28 protein-coding genes are annotated in these 25,395 nt (G+C 59.9%); 18 read left to right on the forward strand and 10 right to left on the reverse strand.

All coding sequences use genetic code 11. The features are described from left to right. Window positions 1–225 precede the first annotated feature (225 nt). The 7 genes from ATY79_RS16990 (at window position 226) to ATY79_RS17020 (ending at window position 6,377) form a co-directional block, all read left to right on the forward strand. Window positions 226–1,227 (forward strand): LLM class flavin-dependent oxidoreductase, encoded by a 1,002-nt coding sequence (locus ATY79_RS16990; RefSeq protein WP_088692907.1) that lies wholly within the window; start codon window positions 226–228, stop codon window positions 1,225–1,227. Between the two features lie 189 nt (window positions 1,228–1,416). Beyond that, window positions 1,417–1,803: a cytochrome c family protein gene (locus ATY79_RS16995; RefSeq protein ID WP_088692899.1), complete on the forward strand. Its 387-nt coding sequence runs from the start codon at window positions 1,417–1,419 to the stop codon at window positions 1,801–1,803. A 145-nt stretch (window positions 1,804–1,948) separates the two neighbouring features. Next, entirely contained in the window at window positions 1,949–2,758 is an 810-nt protein-coding gene (locus ATY79_RS17000) for a cytochrome c oxidase subunit II (protein WP_088692898.1), read from the forward strand. Window positions 2,759–2,813: 55 nt separating this feature from the next. Further along, window positions 2,814–4,589, forward strand: a complete 1,776-nt coding sequence (gene ctaD, locus ATY79_RS17005; RefSeq protein ID WP_088692897.1) for a cytochrome c oxidase subunit I — start codon at window positions 2,814–2,816, stop codon at window positions 4,587–4,589. Further along, complete coding sequence (locus ATY79_RS17010) at window positions 4,586–5,296, forward strand: cytochrome c oxidase subunit 3 (RefSeq protein WP_088692896.1); 711 nt, start codon at window positions 4,586–4,588, stop codon at window positions 5,294–5,296. The genes ctaD and ATY79_RS17010 overlap by 4 nt, the downstream gene beginning before the upstream one ends. Before the next feature lie 10 nt (window positions 5,297–5,306). Then, complete coding sequence (locus tag ATY79_RS17015; protein ID WP_088692895.1) at window positions 5,307–6,032, forward strand: heme-copper oxidase subunit III family protein; 726 nt, start codon at window positions 5,307–5,309, stop codon at window positions 6,030–6,032. A 9-nt stretch (window positions 6,033–6,041) separates the two neighbouring features. Then, a complete protein-coding gene (locus ATY79_RS17020) occupies window positions 6,042–6,377 on the forward strand; it encodes a cytochrome C oxidase subunit IV family protein (protein ID WP_024315402.1) in 336 nt (111 codons plus the stop codon). A gap of 58 nt (window positions 6,378–6,435) precedes the next feature. On the opposite strand, the gene ATY79_RS17025 is transcribed toward ATY79_RS17020, so the two are convergent. Together ATY79_RS17025 and ATY79_RS17030 are read right to left on the reverse strand one after the other, a co-directional pair. Then, the gene (locus ATY79_RS17025) at window positions 6,436–6,933 is read right to left on the reverse strand and encodes a tetratricopeptide repeat protein (RefSeq protein ID WP_088692894.1); all 498 of its coding nucleotides are present in this window, start codon (window positions 6,931–6,933) and stop codon (window positions 6,436–6,438) included. 22 nt (window positions 6,934–6,955) lie between these two features. Next, on the reverse strand, window positions 6,956–7,930 hold the full coding sequence (locus tag ATY79_RS17030) for an MBL fold metallo-hydrolase (RefSeq protein WP_088704496.1): 975 nt from the start codon (window positions 7,928–7,930) through the stop codon (window positions 6,956–6,958). Between the two features lie 206 nt (window positions 7,931–8,136). On the opposite strand from ATY79_RS17030, the gene ATY79_RS17035 reads away from it, so the two are divergent. Next, on the forward strand, window positions 8,137–8,955 hold the full coding sequence (locus ATY79_RS17035; RefSeq protein WP_088692892.1) for a sigma-70 family RNA polymerase sigma factor: 819 nt from the start codon (window positions 8,137–8,139) through the stop codon (window positions 8,953–8,955). Then, window positions 8,945–9,760 carry an anti-sigma factor gene (locus tag ATY79_RS17040; protein WP_088692891.1) on the forward strand — a complete coding sequence of 272 codons (816 nt, stop codon included), beginning with the start codon at window positions 8,945–8,947 and terminating at the stop codon, window positions 9,758–9,760. Before ATY79_RS17035 ends, ATY79_RS17040 begins: the two co-directional genes overlap by 11 nt. A gap of 61 nt (window positions 9,761–9,821) precedes the next feature. On the opposite strand, the gene ATY79_RS17045 is transcribed toward ATY79_RS17040, so the two are convergent. Continuing rightward, on the reverse strand, window positions 9,822–10,568 hold the full coding sequence (locus ATY79_RS17045; RefSeq protein ID WP_088692890.1) for a YebC/PmpR family DNA-binding transcriptional regulator: 747 nt from the start codon (window positions 10,566–10,568) through the stop codon (window positions 9,822–9,824). A gap of 173 nt (window positions 10,569–10,741) precedes the next feature. Between ATY79_RS17045 and ATY79_RS17050 the strand changes: the two genes are divergently transcribed. Then, window positions 10,742–11,245, forward strand: coding sequence for a pyridoxamine 5'-phosphate oxidase family protein (locus tag ATY79_RS17050; RefSeq protein ID WP_088704497.1), 504 nt, complete (start codon window positions 10,742–10,744; stop codon window positions 11,243–11,245). Between the two features lie 29 nt (window positions 11,246–11,274). On the opposite strand, the gene ATY79_RS17055 is transcribed toward ATY79_RS17050, so the two are convergent. The 7 genes from ATY79_RS17055 to ATY79_RS17085 form a co-directional block, all read right to left on the reverse strand. Beyond that, window positions 11,275–12,111, reverse strand: coding sequence for an MBL fold metallo-hydrolase (locus ATY79_RS17055; RefSeq protein ID WP_088692888.1), 837 nt, complete (start codon window positions 12,109–12,111; stop codon window positions 11,275–11,277). Between the two features lie 119 nt (window positions 12,112–12,230). Then, window positions 12,231–13,055, reverse strand: coding sequence for a TIGR00282 family metallophosphoesterase (locus ATY79_RS17060; protein ID WP_016557201.1), 825 nt, complete (start codon window positions 13,053–13,055; stop codon window positions 12,231–12,233). Window positions 13,056–13,057: 2 nt separating this feature from the next. Beyond that, window positions 13,058–13,645 carry a 5-formyltetrahydrofolate cyclo-ligase gene (locus tag ATY79_RS17065; RefSeq protein WP_189637148.1) on the reverse strand — a complete coding sequence of 196 codons (588 nt, stop codon included), beginning with the start codon at window positions 13,643–13,645 and terminating at the stop codon, window positions 13,058–13,060. 96 nt (window positions 13,646–13,741) lie between these two features. Further along, on the reverse strand, window positions 13,742–14,473 hold the full coding sequence (locus tag ATY79_RS17070; RefSeq protein ID WP_088704498.1) for a hypothetical protein: 732 nt from the start codon (window positions 14,471–14,473) through the stop codon (window positions 13,742–13,744). 76 nt (window positions 14,474–14,549) lie between these two features. Continuing rightward, a complete protein-coding gene (locus ATY79_RS17075; RefSeq protein ID WP_088704499.1) occupies window positions 14,550–15,434 on the reverse strand; it encodes an NAD(P)-dependent oxidoreductase in 885 nt (294 codons plus the stop codon). Beyond that, window positions 15,431–16,252, reverse strand: coding sequence for a glycosyltransferase (locus ATY79_RS17080; protein ID WP_088692884.1), 822 nt, complete (start codon window positions 16,250–16,252; stop codon window positions 15,431–15,433). The genes ATY79_RS17075 and ATY79_RS17080 overlap by 4 nt, the downstream gene beginning before the upstream one ends. Further along, window positions 16,249–17,469, reverse strand: a complete 1,221-nt coding sequence (locus ATY79_RS17085; RefSeq protein WP_088704500.1) for an NAD-dependent epimerase/dehydratase family protein — start codon at window positions 17,467–17,469, stop codon at window positions 16,249–16,251. The genes ATY79_RS17080 and ATY79_RS17085 overlap by 4 nt, the downstream gene beginning before the upstream one ends. Before the next feature lie 119 nt (window positions 17,470–17,588). Here ATY79_RS17085 and ybgC point away from each other — a divergent pair, with 119 nt between their 5' ends. The 8 genes from ybgC to tilS all read left to right on the forward strand — a co-directional run bounded on the left by ybgC (window position 17,589) and on the right by tilS (window position 25,351). Further along, the gene (gene ybgC, locus ATY79_RS17090; protein WP_016557207.1) at window positions 17,589–18,053 is read left to right on the forward strand and encodes a tol-pal system-associated acyl-CoA thioesterase; all 465 of its coding nucleotides are present in this window, start codon (window positions 17,589–17,591) and stop codon (window positions 18,051–18,053) included. Between the two features lie 426 nt (window positions 18,054–18,479). Beyond that, complete coding sequence (gene tolQ / locus ATY79_RS17095; protein ID WP_016557208.1) at window positions 18,480–19,199, forward strand: protein TolQ; 720 nt, start codon at window positions 18,480–18,482, stop codon at window positions 19,197–19,199. A gap of 29 nt (window positions 19,200–19,228) precedes the next feature. Continuing rightward, window positions 19,229–19,684, forward strand: a complete 456-nt coding sequence (gene tolR, locus ATY79_RS17100; protein ID WP_028749423.1) for a protein TolR — start codon at window positions 19,229–19,231, stop codon at window positions 19,682–19,684. Window positions 19,685–19,692: 8 nt separating this feature from the next. Then, window positions 19,693–20,829, forward strand: a complete 1,137-nt coding sequence (locus ATY79_RS17105; protein ID WP_088704501.1) for a hypothetical protein — start codon at window positions 19,693–19,695, stop codon at window positions 20,827–20,829. A 22-nt stretch (window positions 20,830–20,851) separates the two neighbouring features. Then, window positions 20,852–22,162, forward strand: coding sequence for a Tol-Pal system beta propeller repeat protein TolB (gene tolB / locus ATY79_RS17110; RefSeq protein ID WP_088692881.1), 1,311 nt, complete (start codon window positions 20,852–20,854; stop codon window positions 22,160–22,162). Between the two features lie 156 nt (window positions 22,163–22,318). Next, the gene (gene pal, locus ATY79_RS17115) at window positions 22,319–22,849 is read left to right on the forward strand and encodes a peptidoglycan-associated lipoprotein Pal (RefSeq protein ID WP_007802639.1); all 531 of its coding nucleotides are present in this window, start codon (window positions 22,319–22,321) and stop codon (window positions 22,847–22,849) included. 160 nt (window positions 22,850–23,009) lie between these two features. Beyond that, window positions 23,010–24,014: a tol-pal system protein YbgF gene (gene ybgF / locus ATY79_RS17120; protein WP_088692906.1), complete on the forward strand. Its 1,005-nt coding sequence runs from the start codon at window positions 23,010–23,012 to the stop codon at window positions 24,012–24,014. An 11-nt stretch (window positions 24,015–24,025) separates the two neighbouring features. Then, window positions 24,026–25,351 carry a tRNA lysidine(34) synthetase TilS gene (gene tilS / locus ATY79_RS17125; RefSeq protein WP_088704502.1) on the forward strand — a complete coding sequence of 442 codons (1,326 nt, stop codon included), beginning with the start codon at window positions 24,026–24,028 and terminating at the stop codon, window positions 25,349–25,351. Window positions 25,352–25,395: the final 44 nt, after the last annotated feature.

Here is a 25,395-nt window from a genome sequence, read left to right on the forward strand (position 1 = left end):
GATCCTTCGGAACCAGGCTATCGAGCGTCACCATCTCGAGCGCAGTCTGTTCGGCAGCGGGTTTCTTCAACATAACCCAGTGAATCAAAAACCCCCGGCAAACGCCAGGGGTTTGTCAGCAGTCTGACGGGCGGTTGCCGGCCCTTTTTCTTTTCTGGCTCGTTTGGAATGGGCGGAGCTCACACTTACATAAACCTGTCCTTCCAACCACCGACAGGCTTCGCCATGGTTCCCTTCTCCATTCTCGATCTTTCTCCTGTTCCAGAGGGCGGCACGATCCGCCAGTCGCTCGAGAGTTCGGCGCGCATGGCGCAGAAGGCCGAAGAATTCGGGTACAACCGCTTCTGGCTGGCAGAACATCATGGCATGCCGGGGATTGCCAGCGCAGCGACGGCTGTGGTGATCGGCCATATCGGTGCGGCGACCAAGCGCATTCGTATCGGCTCGGGCGGCATCATGCTGCCGAACCATTCGCCGCTGGTCATTGCCGAACAGTTCGGAACACTGGAAGCATTGTTTCCGGGGCGGGTCGATCTCGGTCTTGGCCGGGCGCCGGGCACCGACATGCGGACGGCACAGGCGCTGCGGCGCAATTTGGATGCCGGGGCACAGAGCTTTCCGAATGACGTGGTTGAATTGCAGCAGCTGCTTGGCGCGCCGGTTGAGAACCAGGCGATCCTCGCGGTTCCCGGCATGAATGCCAACGTGCCGATCTGGTTGCTGGGCTCCAGTCTTTATAGCGCCCAGCTCGCCGCGATGCTGGGGTTGCCCTATGCCTTCGCCTCACACTTCGCGCCGGATTCATTGCTCGATGCCATCGACATCTATCGCAGCCGCTTCAAGCCATCCGCCGTGCTCGACAAGCCCTATGTCATGGTCGGCGTCATGGGGTCCGTCGCCGGGACGGACGAGGAGGCACAGTATCATTTCACCTCTGCCCAGCAGCAATTCGTCAATCTGCGCCGCAATGTGCGCGGTCAGTTTCCTCGGCCGGTCGAGGATATGGAGAGCTTCTGGTCACCGATGGAAAAACTGACGGTGGAGCATACCTTGCGCTATGCCGTCGTCGGTTCACAGAAGACGGCCGAAGCAAAACTCACGGAGTTCCTGGCCGAGACGGAAGCGGACGAGGTCATCATCTCCATGCCGATCCACGATATCGAAGCGAGATTGAAATCGGTCGAGCTTTTTGCGGGGCTTGGGAACTTCCTCCGCGCCGCGGCCTAATGCCGCGAGCCCCGGGGGCATGGGGCCCCATAGCCGTTTGTGCGAATTGACTTAATGCAGCCGAGCCATAGGTTTGCTTGATCACGCATGTCGTTTTGGCGGCGTTGCGCGATACGAGTGTGATGGACGGCGCACGCCGCAAATCGCGCGCGGCCGGTTTCGAGCAACCTTTGGAGGATGAGGCTTGCTATGCACTACCGTGATCTTGCTGTTTTGATTTCACTGATCTGTCTTCCCACCTCGGCTGCTGTTGCCCAAGAGGGCGATGTTGCGGCCGGGGAAACCGTATTCAAGAAGTGTGCCGTCTGTCACATTGCCGATACCGACAAGAACAAGGTCGGACCGTCGCTGAACCACGTGTTCGGCCGAACAGCCGGGACGCATCCGGACTTTGCGTATTCGCCGGCGATGAAGGCGGCGGGCACTGCTGGATTGGTCTGGGACGAAGCGACTTTGCGCGATTATCTTCACGACCCAAAGTTGAAGGTTAAGGGTACGAAGATGGTGTTCGTCGGGCTGAAGGACGACGCCGATATCACCAATTTGATCGCTTATCTCAAGCAATTCTCGAAATGAAATCAGTTTATTAAAGCCTCACTGACCGTCCGGTGAGATCGAGTTCGTGCCATTGCCGTGACGCTTTGTTTGTGAGATAGTCCTAACGTAAGTGCCAACGGATTGCGGGTAATTTCTGCAGCCGTAGAGCGCTTGGGAGGAACGCATGGTTGTCGTGCTGGTTCTCGTTTTGGTCGTTGTCGGCTCGGTGGCATTCCACCTGTTCAGTCCGTGGTGGTGGACGCCGATCGCTTCGAACTGGACCTATATCGACCACACCATCATCATCACGTTTTGGATCACCGGCACTGTCTTCGTCGCGGTGATTTCGTTCCTGGCCTATTGCATTTATCGCTTCCGTCATCGTCCCGGCAGCAGGGCGGCTTATGAGCCGGAGAACAAGCGCCTCGAATGGTGGCTTGCGGGCAGCACCGCCCTCGGTGTGGGTGCGATGCTCGCGCCTGGTCTCGTTGTGTGGCACCAGTTCGTGACGGTTCCGGCAGATGCCGGCGAAATAGAGGTCGTCGGGCAGCAGTGGTTGTGGAATTTCCGGTTGCCGGGCGCCGATGGCAAGCTCGGTAGGGCGGACAATCGCGCGGTGACAGCCGACAATCCACTCGGCGTGATCAGGAACGATCCGGCAGGACTCGACGACATCATCATTTCAGGCGGTGAACTGCATTTGCCGGTCGGCAAGCCGGTCCGTGTTCACCTGCGCTCGGTCGATGTGCTGCATGATTTCTACGTTCCGGAGTTCCGGGCGAAGATGGACATGATCCCCGGTTCGGTCACCTATTTCTGGTTCACGCCGACACGCACGGGCACGTTCGAAGTGCTGTGCGCTGAGCTCTGCGGTGTTGGACATCCACAGATGCGAGGAACAGTCGTGGTCGATGAGGCAGACGCCTATCAGGCGTGGCTTTCGCAGCAACAGACGTTCTCGCAGCTGATGGCAGCAGTTGAACCGGCCAAGTAGGCCGGCGTTACGGCCGGGGGAGCGGCCGTAATGGGAGGAGGAAGGAAGGCATGCGATGGTTGATATTCCAACCAGTGCCGGCGACGTTATCCCGCCTGCCGAAGTGGCGGATGTCGAACTCTATCATCCCAAGAGCTGGTGGACGAAATACGTCTTCAGCCAGGATGCCAAGATCATTGCCATCCAATATTCCATGACGGCGTTCGCGATCGGCTTCGTGGCACTGGTCCTGTCGTGGCTGATACGCCTGCAGCTTGGCTTCCCCGGCTATTTTTCCTTTATCGACGCCGATCACTACTATCAGTTCATCACCATGCACGGGATGATCATGGTGATCTATCTGCTGACCGCGCTCTTCCTCGGCGGCTTCGGCAATTACCTCATTCCGCTGATGGTCGGCGCGCGCGACATGGTGTTCCCCTACGCGAACATGCTGAGCTACTGGCTCTATTTGCTCGCCGTCATCGTGCTTATCTCGGGTTTTTTTGCGCCAGGCGGACCGACGGGCGCCGGCTGGACGCTCTATCCGCCGCAGGCATTGACATCAGGCACGCCGGGCGGGCGCGACTGGGGCATCATCCTGATGTTGTCTTCGCTGATCATCTTCATCATCGGCTTCACAATGGGTGGATTGAACTATGTCGTCACCGTCTTGCAGGGACGGGCACGGGGCATGACGCTGATGCGGATGCCGTTGACCGTCTGGGGCATTTTCACCGCTACCGTCATGGCATTGCTTGCTTTCCCGGCACTCTTCGTCGCAGCCGTCATGCTGTTGTTCGACAGGCTGCTCGGCACCAGCTTCTTCATGCCTGCGATTGTCGAAATGGGGGAACAGCTGAAATCCGATGGCGGTAGCCCGATCTTGTTTCAGCATCTCTTCTGGTTCTTCGGCCATCCGGAAGTCTACATCGTCGCGCTTCCGGCATTCGGCATCGTCTCCGATCTCATCAGCACCCATGCACGCAAGAATATCTTCGGCTACCGCATGATGGTCTGGGCGATCGTGATCATCGGGGCGCTGAGCTTCGTCGTTTGGGCACACCACATGTATGTCAGCGGCATGAACCCGAACTTCGGGTTCTTCTTCGCCACGACAACATTGATCATCGCCGTGCCGACGGCGATCAAGGTCTATAATTGGGTATTGACGCTGTGGCGGGGTGATATCCACCTGACCTTGCCGATGCTGTTTGCCATCGGCTTCATCGTGACCTTCGTCAATGGTGGGCTGACCGGGCTCTTCCTCGGCAATGTCGTGGTGGATGTGCCGCTGTCCGATACGATGTTCGTGGTTGCACACTTCCACATGGTCATGGGTGTCGCGCCCATTATGGTGGTCTTCGGCGCAATTTATCACTGGTACCCGAAGGTTACCGGGCGGATGCTCGACGAGGTTCTCGGACGGATCCATTTCTGGATTACGTTTGTCGGCGCCTACGCGATCTTCTTCCCCATGCACTACGTGGGACTGGTTGGCGTGCCGCGCCGCTACTTCGAGCTTGGCGACACGGTTTTCATTCCGCCGTCGGTGCATACTCTGAACATGTTCATTTCGGTGGCAGCGCTTGTCGTCGGCGCGGCGCAACTGGTGTTCCTGTTCAATGTCGTCTGGAGCCTATTCCATGGTCGCCTGGCCGGCGGCAATCCGTGGCGGGCGACGACCCTCGAATGGCAGACGCCTCAGACGCCGCCTCCCCATGGCAATTGGGGCAAGGACCTCCCCGTCGTCTATCGCTGGGCCTATGACTACAGCGTACCTGGCGCTCCCGAAGACTTCATACCCCAGAACCAACCGTCAATGGCCGGATTGTCGAGGGCGCCGGCATGAGTGTGGTTCTCGTCTTTCTCGCGGGAATAGCTGCGATCGTCATCTGGTGGATGTCCGGGCAAAGGCTGATGTCGAAGCCGTGGATGGAGGTCGGCACCCTTGATGACATCGAGGGGCAGGCGAAACCGCCGATCCCCACTGCCAAGATCGGCCTCGGCATTTTCCTCGCGGTGGTTGGCGCGCTCTTTTCGCTGTTGGCCAGCGCGTATCTGTCGCGGATGGGAGGCGCCGATTGGTGGGCGATCCCCATTCCCCGCCTTCTTTGGGCGAACACGGCGGTCCTGATTGCCAGCTGTGCGGCGCTTCAGTGGTCTGTGGTTCAAGCGCGGCGCGGTGCGGATGATGGTGTGCGACTGGGGCTCGACGCGGCACTAGCGACCGCGGTGCTGTTTCTTTCGGGGCAGATCGTCGCCTGGCTGCAGCTCGTTGCAGCCGGGTATGTGCTCGCCGATAACCCGGCAAACAGCTTCTTTTACATGCTGACCGGACTGCATGGCCTCCACATTCTCGGCGGGCTTGTGGTGCTGACGCGAACCCGGGTGAGATTGCTCGCGGGCGGCTCTGTTCCGTCCGCCAGGCTGCGCCTCGGCATCGAACTCTGCGCCACCTACTGGCACTTCATGCTCGTCGTCTGGCTGCTACTCTTCGCGCTCTTCGCCGGCTGGGCAAACGACTTCGTCGACCTCTGCCGTCAACTCGTTTCTTAAGGTGTGGACGATGGCTGAATTGACCCGAATGGAAACTGACGACGTAACCATGGGGCCGCCCGCCGGTCTGCGTGGAGTGGCGGTCGACTTTGCCTCGGACCAGCGGGCGTTCAAGAATGTCTCCTGGGGCAAGGCCATGATGTGGATCTTCCTCCTTAGCGACACCTTCATCTTCGGCTGCTTCCTGCTGGCCTACATGACAGCCCGTATGTCGACGCCGGTTCCATGGCCCAATCCGAGCGAGGTCTTTGCGCTCAATATCGGCGGACAGAAGATCCCGCTGATCCTGATCGCGATCATGACCTTCATTCTGATCAGCAGCAGCGGCACGATGGCCATGGCCGTTAACTTTGGTTATCGCCGCGAGCGCGGCAAGACGGCTGCCTTGATGCTTCTCACCGCCGCGCTCGGTGCCACCTTCGTCGGGATGCAGGCGTTCGAGTGGACGAAGCTCATCACCGAAGGCGTGCGTCCCTGGGGAAATCCGTGGGGTGCGGCGCAGTTCGGATCATCCTTCTTCATGATCACCGGTTTTCACGGGACGCACGTAACCTTTGGCGTGATCTTCCTTTTGATTACGGCGCGCAAGGTATGGCGCGGGGACTTCGATACCGGTCGGCGCGGCTTCTTCACGAGCCGCAAGGGCAACTATGAGATCGTCGAGATCATGGGCCTCTATTGGCACTTCGTCGACCTCGTCTGGGTTTTCATCTTCGCCTTCTTCTATCTGTGGTGAGGTCGCAATATGGCACAGGCACAAGCGCATTCCGGCCAACAGCATCCGATCCGGCTCTATCTCGTCGTTTGGGGATTACTGTTCGTCCTCAGCACCTTCTCCTATCTCGTCGATTATCTCGGCATTCAGGGCTACCTGCGCTGGACGCTCATCATTGTCTTCATGATGCTAAAAGCCGGGCTGATCGTTGCGATCTTCATGCATATGGCGTGGGAGCGGCTGGCGCTCGTCTACGCGATATTGCTCCCGCCGCTGCTCGTTCTCGTTTTCGTGGCGATGATGGCATCCGAGTCGCACTACACGATCTTCACCCGACTTGCCTTCCTCGGTGGGGCCGGTTCCTGACATGGCCTCCTGCTTTGCCTAGGGGAGCAGGAGGTATTCTGCCTGCTCCCTTTGATCATCAGTTACCTGCCTTCCACGCCATCTTTACAGCGATCGCCTTGGCGAGATCGTCGCGCTCCTCGCAGCCGTTCGGGCAAAGCGTCGTCAGCCGTGCGAGCTGCTCGTTTGCCTTGGCCATATCGCCGGTCTCGACGTAAAGCTCGCCCAGATATTCCCGGGCCGCCTTGTGATCGGGCTCGAGCTCCAGCGCCTTCGTGTAATAGGTCAGCGAGGTCCTGTAGTCGCCGGTCTTGCGCAGAGTAAAGCCAAGCAGATTATAGACGTCTGCCTGCTGCGTATTCTCCGCAAGGCCGCGAAGCTCGTCTCGCGCCCCCTGATAGTCTCCCGCAGCGATCTTGGCGCGCGCCTGCGTCAAATCTGGCGCATTGGTGGATTCGATATTGTCGATGGCGAAGGCCGGAGCGGCGGTCAGTGCAGAGATCGCGGAACCAGCGGCGGAGAGTGCGTACAAGCCCATGACGCCGAGAACGGCGAAGTTGGCGATATGTCTTTTCATGGCGATAGCCTCCTTTAGCCTCTCAGGCCTGGATGGTGGGCGTGAAGCCGTAAGCGTTGCCGTCCTTGACGAAGGTGCCGGAGCCCGGAAATGGAAAGTGCGAGCCGCAGATCGCGATCCTGTCTGTAATGACACGGTCGATGAGCTTGCGGCGTGTGTCGATCGCCATCGGCCCGTCCTGGTCGTAGGCCCCCTGCCATTCCGGGTGCGGGGCGAGCAGGGCGGGCACATACATGATGTCGGCGGACACCATCAGCTGTTCGTTTCCGCCGTCCACTAGATAGGCGGAGTGACCGGGCGTATGTCCCGGCGCCGACAAGATGCGGATGCCGGGCGCTACCTCGGCGCCGTCCTCGACGAGTTTCCAGTTCTGCCATTTCGGGAACACGTTAGCGATGCGCTGTCCGGCGGCCTTCCTGCTTTCGGCAAGCTTTTCGACGCGGCCTGGTTCCGTCCACCAGTTATACTCCGTTGCGTTGACGATCAGTTCGGCATCGGTAAAGACGGCCGCATTGGTGCCTTTCTCCATCAGGCCCCAGACGTGGTCGGGATGGAAGTGCGAGATCATGATCGTGTTGATCTTCCTGTAGTCGATGCCTGCCGCCGCCATGTTGGCGGGTAGGTGCGTGGCATTCGCCTGCCACTGGCCGACACCCGAGCCGGCATCCATCATGATCAGCCGGTCGCCCATTCTGAGGACGACAACGGTGAGCGGGATCGGCATGAACGCGGTTGGCAGGCCGGCCTTGGCGAGAGCCTCCTTAGTGTCTTCGATGGAGGCATTCTTGATAAAGGCCGGGTCGTGCGGCTTTCGCCAGATGCCGTCATAGATGGCGGTGACCTCGACCGATCCGACCCTATATCTGTAAAAACCGACGGTCGGCTCGTCGGCCGTTTCGGCAAAGGCCGGCCAAACGAATTGGAGTTTCGAAGCAAGGCCGAAAGCCGCGCCCGTGGTGGCGGTGCCAAGGACGGTACGGCGTGTCATGGTGAACATCGCAAGTCTCCTCTTGTCGCGTTGTGTGCGCTGGCGGCGGCAGGGCAATGGGTGCGGCCGCTATCAGACAAGATCGGAGGCCGCCCGCGGTTATTCCCGGTATACGGAGAGATCGCCATAAGTCGCTGAAACGGATGGGAGATTTTTTGGATACACGCTTTCCGTGGACGTTGCCTGCAAAAAAAACGGCGGCGCGACGGAATAAAATGACGACCGGAGCGATCTATCTTGAGGCAAGCGAGCGGTCCGATGCGGTCGGCCGAACACCGAGGAAGACGATGACAGAGGCTGAGATCGCGGATTTCCGTTCATTCGAGAGCCGGCGCCCTGCATGGGGCGGTGGTTGGGTGATTGCCCGTGCCGCGCGAATGGTGCCTTTTCTGAAAGCCCTGTCCGCCATGATTGGTATGTCGTTGGAGATGACGCGGCCGCTGCTGGATGCGGCGGCGGCGCGCACGCCTGCCGATACAATGCAGCGCTTTCAGAAAACCATCCTCCCGCAGCTTGACGACGCCTATAATTTTGCTCGTTTCCTCAGCCGCGATGCCGATGCCGCGGGCGATATCGTCCAGGAAGCTTTCCTGCGCGCCTATCGGAACTTCAAGGGCTATCGTGGTGGTGATCCGCGCGCCTGGATATTTTCGATCGTCAGGAACTGCTACCGCGCCTGGCTGCTCGACGACCGCCAGAAGGCCCGTTTCGAGGTGCCGATGGCCGAGGACGCCTGGGCCGGCGAAGCGGATTCCGCGACTTGCCAGATTGCATCCGACGATGACACGCCGGAAACGTCCGTCATCCGTAAGAGCGAGTCGGAACGCGTCCGGCAGGTCATCAGCGATCTTTCCGATCCGATGCGGGAGGTGTTGGTGCTGCGGGAGCTCGAAGGCCTTCCCTACCGGCAGATCGCCGAAGTCATCGACGCGCCGATCGGCACCGTCATGTCCAGGCTCGCGCGGGCGCGGGAGGAGTTCGGCAAGGCCTGGATGACCATGGAGAAGGGCGGGGTGGCGCGCCATGAGCGATGAAAGCCAAAAAGGCTGCCCCGAGTGGAGCGACATGCTGCATGGTTTCGTCGATGGCGAGCTCGATTCGATCCATTCGGCGCAATTCGAGGCGCATCTTGCCGGCTGCGCCTCATGCAGCGCCGCGCTGGAAAGGGTGACCGCGATGCGGGAGGTCATCGGCGAAGGCGGGGTCAAATGGCGGATGCCGGAAGAGGCGCGTTCGCGAGTTCTGGACAGCCTGTCACTGGAGAATGCCGCGAACTCGGAGAAGTTGGTTGCGGCTGAAGACGGCATCTGGGCGCAGATTTTCCCATTCATCCGGCAATGGAGCCTTGTGCCGTCGCTTGCCGCGCTGGCAGCAAGCGTCTTCCTTTTCGTCAATCTGCCGCGTGGGGTAGATATCGAAGATCAGATCGTTGCCAGCCATGTCCACTCATTGCTTGCCGATCATCTGGCTGATGTGCAGACCTCGGATCGGCACACGGTCAAGCCCTGGTTCAACGGCAAGGTCGACTTCTCGCCGCCGGTCGTCGATCTGGCGGCGCAAGGATTCCCCCTGATCGGGGGCAGGGTCGATTACATCGGCGGAAGGGTCGTCGTGGCGCTTATCTACCGGCTCCGCGGCCACGTGATCAATCTGTTCATATGGCCGGGTGCGTCGACGGCACAGGGCAGCGCGGAACGCGAGGGATACAATATCAGCGAATGGTCGAATGGCGGACTGGTCTTCTGGGCGATATCCGATGCCAGTGCCGAAGATCTTGCCGTATTCCGCAAGAATTTCACCGCGCGAGCCGGCTTGGCGCCCGAAAAGGAGCGTCCCTGAAACGAAAGCGCCGGCAGGAGCGATCCGGCCGACGCCTAACACGATACTTCCTTTGCAGGCATCAGGCCGAAAGCTTGGCCAGAACCTCTTCGTCCACTTCGAAATTGGAATAGACGTTCTGGACGTCGTCATCGTCTTCCAGACTGTCGATGAGCTTCATCAGCGACAGCGCCTTCTCCTCGTCGACCGGCACGTTGTTCTGTGCACGCCAGACGGCCTTGACGGTCTCGGCTTCGCCTAGCGAGCCTTCGAGGGCTTTGGCGACTTCACCGAGAGATTCGAAGGCGGTCGTGATGTAGTGGCCTTCTTCATCGGTTTCGACGTCGTCGGCGCCGGCCTCGATCGCAGCTTCCATCACCTTGTCTGCATCGCCGGCGGCAACCTTGTAGGTGATTTCGCCGACGTGATCGAAGGAGAAGGAAACCGAGCCGGTTTCGCCGAGTGCGCCGCCTGCCTTCGTAAAGATCGAACGGACGTTCGACGCGGTACGGTTGCGGTTGTCGGTCAGGGCTTCGACGATGATCGCCGTGCCGCCCGGGCCGTAACCTTCGTAGCGGACCTCATCGTAATTCTCGCTGTCGGCGCCGGCTGCCTTCTTGATGGCGCGGTCGATGTTGTCCTTCGGCATGGACTGTGCCTTGGCGTTCTGGATCGCCAGGCGCAGGCGGGCGTTCATCGAAGGATCGGGCAGACCCGCCTTGGCGGCAACGGTGATTTCGCGCGCGAGTTTGGAGAACATTTTCGACCGCACGGCATCCTGACGGCCCTTGCGATGCATGATGTTTTTAAACTGTGAATGGCCAGCCATGGCACCCCTGTTCACGTCTTATTGTCGGAATGGGCCGCCTTATAAGAGTGAAATCGGCCGCATTCAAGGGAAAACGGCTTCGTTCCGCCTCTTGCTCATGTATCCGGAAGTGCGGAACAAAGCCTGAAAGTTGACGTTTCAAACTACGAACCCTCGAAACGGAAGGAAGTGCCATGGCTAGTTTCAACGAGGCGCGGGAACATCCGGCACGCCAACTCTGGGATCAGGTGAACGACATTCAGGCCGGTATGTTGGGGATAGACGGCGTGGATATGCATATGCAGCCGATGGCCCCACATCCCGACCCGAAGACCAACACGATCTGGTTCTACACGAAGTCCGATGCAGGGATTGCGCGTGCGATCAAGCCGGGCACGCGGGCGCATTTCTGCGTCGTTGGCAAGGAGCACGACTATCACGCCTGCCTTGCCGGTAAGATCGAAGTGCGTCCCGACTCATCCAAGATCGATGAGTATTGGAACTCCATTGTCGCCGCTTGGTACGAAGATGGCAAAAAGGACCCGAAGCTGACGATGCTTGCAATGCATGTCGACGACGCCGAGATCTGGGTTTCGACGAGCAACAAGCTCAAGTTCGGCTGGGAGATTGCCAAAGCCAATCTCGACGATGACAAGATGCCCGATGTCGGCATCAGGCAGCACCTGCAGTTCGCTTGAGAATAGCTGACCCGGCACGCTCCGGGTTTTTACCGCATTCCCTTCGCGACATAGATCAACGGCTTTTTCGGCAAGGTGCGCAGTGATACCGAAATCGTGTTCGTCGGCGCGTAGCTGATATCGAAATCAGGTCCGAACATCGACAGGAAGCTTTGCAGCGGCCGCGGCTGATGCATCGGGAGGATCAGCGAGGCACGCAGCCGCTTGATGACGCGGCTCATGCTGTCGGAGCCCATCGTCAGGCCACCATCCACCGGAACCATCACGACATCCAGCCTGCCGATCTCGGTGTAGTGGGCGTCCGTCAATTCGTAATGCAGATGGCCGAGGTGACCGATGCAGAGACCGGCCACCTCGAAAATGAAGATCGAGTTCCCATCCCGCTGCGGCGCGCCGAAGCCGCCCCTGATATCCGTGGTGACATTGCGGATGTAGGTATCGCCAACGACGAGATCGATCTTGGCCTTCTCGCCCGGTACGTCGCTCCATCCATGCAGCACATATTTGATGGCCGGGTCGGTCACCAAACTATAGTGCGATGAGTGAGCGCGGTTCATGGTCACGACCATTGGCACCTGTGGCGGCGAGTACCAGCCGCTGTAGTCGGTTGCGATCGTTACGCCGCCCGGCGTCTCAATGAGGAAGGTGGAATGTCCGATGTAGGTCAGCGTGACCGACTGGTCGGTGACGCCGGCGCCAATGATCGGCGCTGGACCTGTGAAACTGGCAAAGGTTGCTTGCGGGATCGATTGGGCGATGGCCTGGCACTGGCTGACGTTTTTTCGCTCCTCCTGGGCGACAGCCGCCTCCGCGGCGACCAAGACTATCAGGCAGGCGATTGCGAAGACAAGAAAACGCGGCTTCATGCCACTTCCTCCAGCGCTCTCACGGGTAAGCTCGGGAGGATGGGGCAAGGCGCCACAGCGGTCCAGTTGAAATCCGGAGCCGCTGCTCACTTTTGCGTCATGCCGGGGAAGTGCCTGAACTAGCGCCAGAACTCCGGGATGGTTTCGGCAAGCCGGGGACCGAGGCGCAGCGGAGCGATCTTTTCAGCGAGCCCGGTCGCATCGGATATCTCGACGCCTACGCCACAGATTGTGGCGGGACCGGTCGCCGCCTCCATACGACCTTTCGGCATCTTGGAGATGAAGCGGTTCAGCGGCTCTTCCTTGTCCATGCCGAGCGAGGAGTCGTAGTCGCCGCACATGCCGGCGTCCGACATGTAGGCGGTGCCGCCGTTCAGGATCTGATGATCAGCCGTCGGGACATGGGTATGTGTGCCGACGACGAAGCTGGCGCGGCCGTCGACGAAATGGCCGAAACACTGTTTCTCGCTGGTCGCTTCGGCATGGAAGTCGAAGATGATCGCATCCGCCTGTTCCTTGAGCGGGCAGGCATCGAGGATCGCTTCGGCGGATTTGAACGGGTCGTCGAGTTCGGGATGCATGAAGACGCGGCCCATGACATTTGCGACCAGCACGCGCGCACCGTTACGGGCATAGAAAAGCCCCGAGCCGCGGCCCGGTGTGCCCTGCGGGTAGTTGGCCGGTCGCAGGAACTGGTCGTGACGTCCAGCGAACGCGACCGCTTCCTTCTGATCCCAGACGTGATTGCCCGTCGTGACGACATCGGCACCGGCGTTGATCGTTTCGAGGAAGATATCCTCGGTGATGCCGAAACCGCCGGCGGCGTTCTCGCCGTTGACCACGACGAAATCGAGCTTCAGGTCAGAAATAAGGCCGGGGAGGCGGTTCCAGACGGCAGTGCGTCCGGTCTTACCCACCATGTCGCCCAGAAAAAGCAGTCGCATTGCTATCCAATCCAAGAGGCAAAAAAGCGCAGCCCGCTTTCCGTCAGAAGGGCGTCCAGGCTGACATCGTGCGGCTCGTCGGGCACATGTGCCACTTCCTGGCAGTCGAATGCAATGCCGATCAGCTTGGGATGCAGGCCTTTTTGCCGCAAACGCTCGATGGCGCGGTCGTAATAGCCGGCGCCATAACCGATGCGGTGGCCGCGATTGTCAAAAGCGGAGAGGGGCACCAGCATGATTTCGGGATTGAGTACGGCGGCGTCCGCCGGCGGACCAGACGTGCCGAAGCCTGTGCTGACCAACGGCACGCCGCGCACGAGCTCGCGAAAGGCGATCGTCTGCTTGTCGAGGATGGCGGGCACGCAAAGCCGCGCTCCACGAGCCTGGAACCGCGCCATAAGCGGCCGGATGTCGGCCTCGGAGCGGATCGGCAGGAACCCGGACACGATTGTACCAGGTTCGAATGCGACCGCCTCGCCCGCATGCTCGGCCATGGCCAGGCTCATCTCGATGCGAGTGTCTTCCGGGATCGCGTCGCGCAGTGCGAGCCGGCCGGTACGCATTTCGGCTTTCAGTTCTTTCGGGGTCATGCGGTCCATCACGTTGTTTTCAGCAGACGATAATGGTCTGGCCGATCATTTCAACGGAACAATGCGACCTTTGACCGCCTGCCTGAGCCGATCAGGTCAAATCGTGATGCTGGTTGGTCTGGCCAAGGCGTTGGACTGTGCCTCAAACGAATAGGCGTTCGCGCCGGAGGTCTGTTGACCGGTTCTTTCGCGCAAGTCGCGCATGGCCTTGTCCATGAGCTGCCGGACCTCCCGCAGCATGGCCTTGAACTCTTCCATCGTCTTGCGATCTTCGGTGGAGATACCTGCTGATGCCTGCTTTCCGTCTTCGACGATGCTCTGGTAGGCATTGCGTGCCGCGGTTGTGCCGTCCGGCTCGTCGGCTTGAGCCGCGCTCGCGTCAGAGCTATACGAAGACGTCGTTGCGTTTGTGGCCGATGCGTCGGTTGTGGCGTCTGCCGTCGCCGCTCCGGTATCGGTGGCTGTGGCGGCTGCATTGGCGGTGGATACCGCGCTTGTCGCGCTGGCAGCAACAGCCGATGCAAATTCCGCTGCGGCGGCGCTGATCTTGTGGGCAAGTTCGGCCGCCAATCGGGCGACGACCTCTGGCGGGTAGCCGCCGCTCTTCAGCATTTCGAGTTGCTGCTTGGCTTCCTCAAGCTTTCGTGCCGCGCGGGCCTTGGTGGCTTCGGCAGAGGTCGCCATGCTCTCTCGCAAGCTTTCCTGCGCCTTTGCTGCATTCTGCAATATCTTCAATCGCGCGTTGGTGCCGTCGGCCGTGGTACTGAGATTGTCGGTCGAGTAGCTGTTGCGTAGGATGTTGAGCGCTGATGCGGAACCGACCTGCATACTATCCTCCGGATTGCACTATCCGCGGCAGTCTGCAACTTCAGGCTTGCGTGGGCCTGTGCGTTATCCGCTCCACCTATGTGCCCGTAGCAAGCGTATGGATCGTTTCATTGAACAACGGCATGCCGCCTGGCGACCAGCCGAGAGCGCGGATTTTCGCCGTGTCCATCGGCGTCAGCTGTGATTTGTCGGCAGGAAGCGGCAGCCTGTTCAGGCAATCGCGCTCCCAGCGAATGTGTTCGAGAATGTCCCAGGTATCGAGCGTGACATCGGAGACGTTGAAGGTCTCGCCGGAGATGCGTGCGGCGTCTGCCTCAAGCATCAGCCGCACGGCTTTGCCGACGTCTCTTCCGTGGACTTCGGTTCCGGCACGCGAAGGCAAGGGACGGCCGGCGAGGTAATCCTCGATCAACTTATCCCATTTGTTCGGCCGAAGGTCGCCATAGACGCCGGTCAATCGCAGGCTGGCCGTTGCGAAGCCGGGCGCCGCAAGGTGTGCGAGACTGCGCTCGGCATCAAGCTTGACCTGGCCGTAAAGGGTCTCGGGCTTGTCTTGCATACCTTCTTTCAGCGTGGTTCCGGGTGCGTGTTCGCCGTAGGCGGCGCGGCTGGAAATGAAGACGCAGCGGCGCGTGCCGGCGCGTTTCGCGGCTTCGAAAAGCCGGACGCTGCCGTCGAGATTGAAGCGCCTGAACGTCTCCGGGTCGTCGCCCTCGCCGCCGCGGTATTTACCGGGCAGGTGGTGGAAGGCGGCGTGCACGAAGAAATAGGCATCGTCGAAGGCCTCGCGATGATCGTGTGCCGGATCGAGCGAGAGCGCGGCGAACTCCACCGGACGTGAAAAGAATCGAGGCAATGGCGCGTGGCGGCCGCCGATGATCACGGTATGGCCGGCGGCAAGCAGTTCTTCGACGATATAGCGCCCGACGAGACCTGTTCCGCCTGATACCAGTACCTTCATGCTGTCTCTTCAGGGTTTGCCATGGTCGATAGATCCGGCAGGTCAGCGCCGGCATAGAATGCATGCCACAGGTCGATCAGCGGTCGCAGTTTATCGGCCTTCGGATGATTCGTCTCCCATGGCTTCTCGTACTGGTAGTGCAGGACGGAAATGCTCTGCCAGTCCCAAAGCCGCGGCATGGTGAACCATACATACTGGAGCATATTGAAATAGACCGGCAGGCCGTGCCAATCCGGGAAAAATTCCTGCAGGAAGGTCTGGTCCGTCCGCTTCCAGAACACACCCGGCTGATCCAGCCGTTCGAGCATGCGTTGGAATGTCTTCTCGGACGGTTGAGCGACGAAGACGCCGGAGTTCAGCCGGTGAAAATCCGCAAGGGATTCATAGACGTTCGGGGCGGCGGAAAACTCGGGATAGCGGAAGAGCTTGTCGATGTTTCGCAGCACGAGCGCGTCGGCGTCGATGAAGACGCAGCTGGTATATTCGGTCAACTGCCAGAGGCGCAGCTTGCAGAAATTGTCAAGCGGCGAGTGAAATGCCGGCTTGCGTCCCTTCGTGAAGGGGGCGGCGGCGTGCAGACTGGATCGAGCATGACGTTCATTGAACTCGGCTGACAGCGGCAGATGCTCGACCGGCACCAGGCGACAACCGTATTGCAGGAGCGGGGCAAGGCTGGCGTCGTCAACACCCTCCGTGTGGAGGACGACGATATCAGCCGAAGTGCCGGTTCGGCGCAACGATGCTGTGAGCGCCTTGGCGCCCATGGCGTAATCGTCGTTGGTGACGAGAGTGATGTAGGCTTGTCGAGGCTCACTCATGAAACGGACTTCAGCCTCTTGCCTTCCGGATCATGATTGATCGTGACGGCAATGTCTTTCGTCCAGGCGGACACGGCGGGCACGCGCGACCGATCGACGCGATAGGCAAATTTCTTGGCGACGTCGACGATTTCACTGAGAAGCCCCGTCTGCAGGGTGATCGGATCGAGGCCGAGATTGCGGAATTTCTCGTTTTTGACGATCAGCTCGTTCTCCGGCGCTTCCTTGCGCGGGTTCGGCAGCCAGGCGATTTCAGCACCGCTCATCTTGGCGATCATTTCCGCCAGATCGCGCACCCGATGCGTTTCCGTCATCTGGTTGAAGATTTCGACACGGGCGCCGCGGGCAGGCGGGTTGTTCAAGGCAAGCTCGATGCAGCGCACGGAGTCCTGGATGTGGATGAAGGCGCGGGTCTGGCCGCCGGTGCCATGGACGGTCAACGGATATCCGATCGCCGCCTGGATGAGGAAGCGGTTCAGCACGGTGCCGTAGTCGCCGTCGTAATCGAAGCGATTGACGAGTTGCGGGTGCCGGCGGGTCTGCTCGGTATGCGTCCCCCAAACGATCCCCTGGTGTAGGTCGGTTATGCGAAGGCGGTCGTTCTTGGCGTAGAAATGGAAGAGCAACTGATCCAGGCATTTGGTCATGTGATAGATCGAGCCGGGATTGGAAGGGTAGAGGATTTCCTGGCTGATGGTCTCGCCGTCCGCCGTCTCTATGCCAACCGGCAGATATCCCTCGGGGATCGCCGCTCCGACCGTCGAATAGCCGTAGACGCCCATCGTCCCGAGGTGGATCAGATGCGCGTCGAGCTGGAGTTCAACGAGCGCATTCAGGAGGTTATGAGTGGCATTGACGTTGTTGTTGACGGTGTAGTTCTTGTGGCGGTCGCTCTTCATCGAGTAGGGGGCGGCACGCTGCTCGGCGAAATGAATGACGGCGTCCGGACGGTTCTCGGCGAGCCACTTCTTGAGGAGCTCGTAATCCTTGGCGAGGTCGATCAGGTTGAAATGGATGCGTCGACCAGTTTCCGCGTGCCAGATGCGCGTGCGCTCCTGGATCGAGTCCATCGGCGTCAGCGACTGGACCCCGAGTTCGGTGTCGATCCACCGTCGCGAGAGGCTGTCGAGAATATGGATCTCGTGCCCCGCGTCGGAGAGATGCAATGATGTCGGCCAACCGATGAATCCGTCTCCGCCCATCACTGCAATCTTCATCGCGTCGTCTCCTGCTTGATTGTTTCTGTCAAAAATTACTTAGGAAGCGTGACAATTGTTCAATGCTTGCAAGGCGGAAAGTCTTCCGCCAAAGAGGGCGCGTGACTTTGGAGAAAATTATGGCGGACAACGGTTTTTCGATTTCGGGTGAACTCACGGAAACGGGTCACCGGCTCCTGCAACGAGTTTATTACGAGGACACCGATTTTTCCGGCCTCGTCTACCACGCCCGCTATCTGCACTTCCTCGAGCGCGGTCGCACCGACTATTTGCGGTGCCTCGGCGTCGAGCAGCGAGAGCTTATCAATGCGGACGAGGAGGGACTTGTCTTCGTCGTCCACCGCATGGAGATCGACTTCAAGCAGCCTGCGCGGATGGATGACATCCTGACCGTGCTGACGCACACCGAAAAAGCAGGTGGCGCCAAGATGGTCCTCAATCAGGAGATCCGGCGCGGCGAAACGCTGCTGATCGCCGCCAAGGTGATCATCGCCGTCATCAATGCTAATGCCAGGCCGCGACGCCTGCCGGAAACGCTTGCCGAGAAGTTTCTCGAAGGCAGCAAGCCGCTCCGCGGGCCCTGAGCCCTTGCCGCCACCCTTTGTGTGCGGCGATTCGCCTGGGTTGATCGCGAACGCTGAAAAGACGCGGGATTCCGGCCTTGCATAAACATGAGTTTTGTGTGAAGGAATTCGCGCGCTGGAAGATAAGCGCTGTTGTGATCATCGACCTAGATCTGACCAAGTAATCCAAGGGATAAATCTTTCGCCGATAGTTTCGCTGTCATGATCCGGCGCTAACGAACTGTTAACCATAATAGTGTCTTACTCGGATTGTCAGAGTTTGTGCGGTGCACGCCTTCCTTTGACCAAATTTGACGGCAAGGAAGGCGGATAAGAGCTTGGAAGCTTGACCAGGGCTTTGGGCGGCGGCCGCCAGACACTTCTTGCGAGATCACTTTGTGCCGCCCGGTCAAGTGCCGGGCGTTTGGATTCGGGGATTTTGGATCAATGGAACAAGTAGGATTGGCAGCAGCAACGGCCGACGTCAGCCTCTGGTCGCTGTTTATGCAGGCAGGTCTCGTCGTCAAGCTGGTCATGCTCGGGCTCATCGCAGCCTCGGTCTGGACCTGGGCGATCGTCATCGACAAGTACCTGGCGTATGGTCGCGCACGGCGCCAGTTCGAGAAGTTCGAGCAGGTATTCTGGTCGGGCCAGTCGCTGGAAGAGCTTTATCGCACGCTGTCGGAGCGCAACAATACCGGCCTTGCCGCGATCTTCGTTGCGGCGATGCGCGAATGGAAGAAGTCGTTCGAGCGCGGTGCGCGCTCCCCGATCGGTCTGCAGATGCGTATCGACCGCGCCATGGACGTTACGCTGGCGCGTGAATCCGAATTCCTCTCAGCCCGCCTCGGCTCGCTGGCAACGATTGGTTCCGCCGGGCCGTTCATTGGCCTCTTCGGTACGGTCGTCGGTATCATGACTTCATTCCAGGCGATCGCCGGCTCGAAGTCGACGAACCTCGCGGTGGTTGCTCCCGGTATCGCGGAAGCGCTGCTTGCAACCGCAATCGGCCTTGTTGCCGCTATCCCGGCCGTTATCGCCTACAACAAGTTCACTGCCGATGCCGGCAAGCTTTCTGGTCGCATGGAAGGTTTTGCGGATGAATTCTCCGCCATCCTTTCGCGCCAGATCGACGAGAAACTGCAGCCGCGCCAGGCCGCGCAGTAATCGACGGGAACGGAGTCAACGATATGGGTATGGGTGCTCCAAGCGGTGGCGGTAGTGGCGGTGGCCGCGGTGGTCGTCGTCGTGGTGGCCACAGAGGTGGCGCGATCTCCGAAATCAACGTAACGCCGCTCGTCGACGTCATGCTCGTGCTTTTGATCATCTTCATGGTCGCAGCACCGATGATGACGGTCGGCGTGCCGGTCGACCTGCCGGAAACACAGGCCAAGGCGCTGAATTCCGAAACGCAGCCGATCACGATCTCGGTCAAGAACGACGGCCAGGTGTTCCTGCAGGAAACACCGATCCCGGTCGATGAAATCGCCGCGAAGCTCGAGGCGATCGCAACGACCGGCTACAATGAACGCATCTTCGTTCGCGGCGACGCGACCGCGCCTTACGGCGTGATCGCCGACGTCATGGCCCGCATCCAGGGTGCCGGCTACAAGAACATCGGTCTCGTGACGCAGCAGAAGAAGGACCAATAGCGAACGCTATGAAGGCCAGTATCGTCACATCTGCGGCTCTGCACTGTGCACTGCTTGCCTGGGCGCTGATTTCGATCGGCTCCCCGGAGCAGTTCAAGGTCGAGGATTTCGAGGCGATGCCCGTTGACCTCGTGCCTGTCGAAGAAATGACGCAGATGCAGCAGGGCGACAAGACGGCCAAGCCGAGCGAAAAGCCAGCTCCAAAGCCAACAACAAGGCCGACCGAAGTCGAAAACGCCGAGAACATGGGCGATAACAAGGTCGACCTCAAGACGCCGCCTGTTCCGAACGCCAAGCCCAGCAACAACGAGAGCGCTGCTGCCCCGAAGGCTGCCGAAAAGCCTCTTCCGCAGAATGATCCGGTGCCGAACGAGGTGAAGGAGATTGTGAAGGAGGAGACGGATGTCGAGCCGAAGCAGGTCGCTTCCATCACACCGCCAAAGCCCGAGATCACACCGCCGACCCCAACTCCGCCGAAGCCCGAGGAAACGCCCCAGGAACAGCCCGAGCCACCGAAGCCGGACGCCGAAGCGCTGCCGGACAAGGTCCCGACTCCTGTCGTGAAGCCGCAGCCGAAGCCGCCGGAACAGAAGCCGGCCGAAAAGCCCTCGGAAAAAAAGACCGAGGATCAGGCGAACGCAGACGAAAAGCCGACGGACAAGAAGAAGGCTGACAAGAAGCAGGAGAAGGCGAAATCCGCTTCTTCGAAACAGAGCGACTTCAACGCCGACGATATTGCCGCTTTGTTGAACAAGCAGGATCCGTCGTCCGGTGGCGCCAAGCGCTCGACGGAAGTTGCCTCGCTCGGATCGAAAAAGGCGTCCAATGGCTCCAAGCTCTCGATGAGCGAGATGGATGCGCTTAAGAGCGCCATTGCCGGCAATTGGTCTGTCATCCCTGGGATGGAAGGCGCCGCTGACGTGCGCATCAAGGTCAGCATGAAATTGGACCGGGATGGCAACATCATCGGCGAGCCGGAGGTCGAAGCCACCGGCGGCACCAACGATTCGACTCGCCAGGCTCTCAAGGGCGGGGCCTATCGCGCCATCATGAAGTCGGCCCCATTCTCGAACCTGCCGAAAGATAAATACGACGCCTGGAATGAGGTCGTCGTCAACTTCGATCCTAGCGATCTAGCCCTTTAAAATGCTGAAAGGCTTGCCCCTCATGACCAAGTGTTCCCTCATTCGCGCCTTGATGGTCGCCGTTGGCATGATAACCACTGCGGTTGTCGCCACGCCGGCCAACGCGCTTGTCGAAATCAACATCAACAAGGGCAATGTCGAGCCACTGCCGATCGCGATCACCGACTTCCTGCAGGGCGACATGGGCGCGCAGGTGTCACAGGTGGTCGCCGCCGACCTTCAGCGCTCCGGTCTTTTCAAGCCGATCGACAAGAACGCCTTCATCGAGAAGATCTCGAACCCGGATGCCGCTCCGCGCTTCGAGGACTGGAAGGTCATCAATGCGCAAGCACTCGTCACCGGTCGCGTGACGCAGGAAAGCGACGGGCGCCTTCGCGCCGAGTTCCGGCTGTGGGACACGTTTGCTGGCACGCAGATGACCGGGCAGCAGTTCTACACCCAGCCGGAGAACTGGCGCCGTGTTGCCCACATCATCGCCGATGCGATCTACAAGCAGATCACCGGCGAGGAAGGCTACTTCGATACCCGTGTCGTGTTCGTCTCGGAGTCCGGCACCAAGCAGGAGCGCAAGCGCCAGCTCGCCATCATGGATCAGGACGGCTACAACGTCCGCATGTTGACGAACGGCAGCGACCTCGTTCTGACACCGCGCTTTTCGCCGAACCGTCAGGAAGTCACCTATATGTCCTTCGCCAACCAGCAGCCGCGGGTTTACCTGCTGCAGCTTGAGACGGGACAGCGCGAGGTGGTCGGCAACTTCCCCGGCATGACCTTCTCGCCACGCTTTTCGCCCGACGGTCAGAAGGTCGTCATGAGCCTTCAACAGGAAGGCAACGCGAACATCTACACGATGGACCTGCGTTCGCGCACCACGACGCGCCTGACGTCCACTGCTGCGATCGATACTTCGCCGTCCTATTCGCCCGATGGCAACCGGATCGTCTTCGAAAGCGACCGCGGTGGTCACCAGCAGATTTATGTCATGAACGCTGACGGCTCCGGCCAGACGCGCATCTCCTTCGGTGACGGCAACTACTCCACGCCGGTCTGGTCTCCCCGCGGCGATCTGATCGCCTTCACCAAGCAGTCTGGTGGCAAGTTCTCGATCGGCGTGATGAAGCCGGACGGTTCGGGCGAGCGTATCCTGACGACGGGCTTCCACAATGAGGGCCCGACCTGGGCACCGAATGGCCGCGTCATTATGTTCTTCCGCCAGGCGGCAGGTGCCGGTGGTCCGCAGCTCTATTCGATCGATCTGACGGGCTACAACGAGCAGCTCATCAAGACTCCGACCTTCGCTTCGGACCCGGCCTGGTCTCCACTTCTCGAGTAGGAAAGCCTGTGGATGTGCCTTTTTGTCGCCGCAAAAATCCCTGATTGGGGCGACTGAGGGCCAAATCAACGATCTGTTAACCATAATTCTTGAATGCCGATTAACCCAACGAGGTTACAGTCCGGCAACCTTAATCAAGTCGCAAGGAGACCGGCCATGAGCCGAATTCACACCCCGGCAATGAGCCGCATGCAGAATTTTGCCCGCAACCCTGTCATGATCGCGCTTGTCGCCGGTCTCGCTCTGGCCGGTTGCGCCAACAAGAAGAACATGGCCAACAGCGCCGGCGATCTCGGCCTTGGTGCCGGTGCCGCAACGCCTGGCTCCGCCCAGGACTTTACCGTCAACGTCGGCGACCGCATCTTCTTCGACACCGACTCCACTTCGATCCGCGCGGACGCTTCCCAGACGCTCGATCGTCAGGCTCAGTGGCTCGCCCGCTATCCGAAGTACGCGATCACCATCGAAGGCCACGCCGACGAACGCGGCACGCGCGAATACAACCTCGCTCTCGGTGCTCGCCGTGCCGCCGCCACCAAGGATTACCTTGCTTCGCGTGGCGTTCCGGCGCAGCGCATGAAGACGATCTCTTACGGCAAGGAACGCCCGGTTGCCGTCTGCGACGATATTTCCTGCTGGTCGCAGAACCGCCGCGCCGTTACCGTTCTCGGTGGCGCCGGCATGTAATTGCCGGGAAATATTACAATTTCAAAAGGCGGCTCCATTGCGGGCCGCCTTTTCTTTTTGAACACACTTTGGCCAGTTTCCGTTGCTTTTTGAAAGTAATTGGAAAAATCTCCTGTTCGTGCCAAAGGGCGCGAAGAATCACTGGGACAGGACGAACCATATGAAAAAACTTGTCGTTGCGGGCATGCTGTGCCTCGCGGCCGTGGCCGGGGCGGGCCAATCGGCGAATGCGACGTCGCTTTTTGGCTGGCAGATTGGCGGCAAGGCCGCGGATCGGCAGCCGCAGGCACCGGTTGTAAACGTGCAGGCCGGGGGCGCCGAAGTTCGTATCCAGCAGCTCGAAGAGCAGCTGCGTCAGCTGAATGGCCGCATTGAGGAGATGAGCTTCCAGCTCCTGCAGATGCAGGAAACGATCCGCAAGGCGCAGGAAGACAACGAATTCCGCTTCCAGCAGCTGGAGAAGGGCGGTGGCGGCGGCAGTGCCGGTGGCAGCTCCAAGACGATGAAGAAGAGCGAGGCCGACGCGCCTCCTCCGGTTCAAGGTCAGGGCGGCGGCGATGATGTCGCTCGTGTTATCCAAGCACCGCAGGGAGCCGAAACGGCTCCCTCGACCGATGTCCCGGCGAACGATGGCCTCGGCCAGCCGCCGAAGCAGCTCGGTTCGATGCAGTTCGACCAGAACGGCAACCCGATCGGTGGCTCGGTCAACGAGGGCGCCTCAGTTGGATCCGGCCCGCTTCCGGGCGTCGATTCCGGCCGTTCGTCGCAGACCGCATCGCTCGGCAGCGAAGCCGACCAGTACAAGGCCGCCTACGGCCACGTGCTCTCCGGCGACTACTCGACGGCCGAACAGGAATTCACCCAGTATATCGCTCAGTATCCGAGCAGCGCTCGCGCAGCCGATGCCAATTTCTGGCTTGGCGAAGCGCTATACTCGCAGGGCAAGTACAACGAGGCCGCCAAGACGTTCCTCGACGCGCATAAGAAGTATGGCAGCTCTGAAAAGGCGCCGGAAATGCTTCTCAAGCTCGGCATGTCGCTTGCGGCGCTCGACAATACCGAAACCGCATGCGCGACGCTGCGTGAAGTCTCGAAGCGTTACCCCAAGGCTTCACGTGCTGTCATAACCAAGGTTGCCAGCGAGCAAAAGCGTCTCGCCTGCTAGGTCCTCCGGCTTTGCGTCCGGGCGGCCCCCTTCTACCCGAGACGGCGGTACGCCGTTTCCTTGACTCGCTGATCAAGCCCTCACGCATCCTTGTTGCGATTTCGGGTGGTAGCGATTCAACTGGCCTGCTTCTGGCGCTCGTCGAAGCTCTCAAGGCCACTCCCAATTCTGGAATCTCGCTTTGTGCCGTAACCGTCGACCATGCGTTGCGGACAGAATCCGCCGAGGAAGCTCACGAGGTTGCAGCCTTCTGCAGGTCGCTTGAAATTCCCCACTTGATCAAGGTTTGGAAGGGCGAGAAGCCAAAAGCCGGCATCATGGCGGCAGCACGCGACGCTCGCTATGCGCTGCTTTCCGATGCCGCCGAAAACATGAATGCGGACATTGTTGTGACCGCGCACACGGCTGATGATCAGCGTGAGACGCTTGCCATGCGACGGGAACGTTCGGAGCAGCCAAGCACTGGCATTGCCGATCTCGTCCTTTTTGATCGCCGCTTGTGGATTGCTCGCCCGTTGCTCGGTTGCCGACGGGAAGTGATCCGTGATTGCCTTCGTGCACGACGGGTCGGCTGGATCGACGATCCAAGCAATGATGATCCGAAATACGAACGTGTGCGCGTACGGTCGGGCTTCGCCGACAAGGCAGACGCCAATCCGGCTGCGGATGCGGTTGGCGATTTGCGCGCGGGCGCCGCCGCTGCAGCTGCGCTATGGTTGGATCAGCATTTCGTTCTCCACCCTCCGTGTATCGGCCAGGTGATGCCGGCCGGGCTGACCGTCGATCGCGAGATCCTTAGTTATGCCGTCGCACGTCTTGCGGCAGTGTTCGGCGGTCAAGCGTTCGCGCTCGGGCGCAAGCAGATGGACGACGTGCTGGCTCTGATCGAAAAGGGTGATCTGGGGCGGATGACCGCGAGCCGGGTAGTGTTCGACCTCAGGCGCGATGGGCTCTTTCTCGTTCGGGAAAACCGCGGCATCTTGCCGTTGACGCTAGCACCCGGCGGGCGTGGTGTTTGGGACGGCCGCTATCTAGTTGAAAACGGAACCTCGTTGGAAATCGGCATTGCTGCTGGCCGATCCGAGACGCAACGCGCTCAACTACCTAGAGGCGTTGTCAGGCGAGCCTTGGCAGCGGCGCCGCGTATCGTTGATGTGGCAGGAAACGATGCTTCCGTCAGTGCTGCCCAGAAAGTCGGCATCACACCCTATTTTTCGCCCTTCGACCGTTTTTTGACACGATTTGATTTCATCTTTGCGGAGAGCCTTGCGGCTGCCTTTGGAACACGCCCCTATCCAAAACCGCCTTTAGGTCTTATTGACGGAAAATCTATCTAACAGTCCAGTTTTCCTTGGCATTCACCTAAGGCAATCCTATGTTA

Source organism: Rhizobium sp. R693, assembly GCF_002211315.1.
Classification (GTDB): domain Bacteria; phylum Pseudomonadota; class Alphaproteobacteria; order Rhizobiales; family Rhizobiaceae; genus Rhizobium.